At 55.6% G+C, this 356-nt stretch carries 1 protein-coding gene; it reads left to right on the top strand.

Annotated features, from left to right (window positions below):
- Positions 1 to 356, top strand: a 356-nt coding sequence (locus B3849_RS14335; RefSeq protein WP_286780351.1) for a transposase, incomplete at both ends; no start/stop codon positions are given.

The following is a 356-nucleotide window of genomic DNA, read 5'->3' on the forward strand; positions in this document are numbered from 1 at the left end:
AAATTGAAGATCGCGCCGTCGCGCTTCTCAAGGATCTACCTGACTATCAGTTGCTGACATCAATACCTGGGATCGGCCCGATCAACGCTCTGACCATCCTCGCAGAAGCTGGCGACTTGCGCCGTTTTGGACATCATCGGCAGTTCTTGAAGTTCTGCGGCATGGACTTGGCAACCATTCAGTCGGGCACATTCCGGGGCCAAACCAAGCTGTCAAAATACGGGAATGCCCGCTTGCGCCGCACCCTATGGATGGCTGGTCAGGTTGCCATACTGCAGCGCACCAACAGCTTCCGGGATAAGTTCGAGCGCTACATCGCTAAGGACCGACAAAACACCCATTTGCGCCGAAAGGCG

Origin of the sequence: Sulfitobacter sp. UBA4523 (assembly GCF_002388305.1) — a bacterium.
In the GTDB taxonomy this organism is placed as follows: domain Bacteria; phylum Pseudomonadota; class Alphaproteobacteria; order Rhodobacterales; family Rhodobacteraceae; genus Sulfitobacter; species Sulfitobacter pontiacus.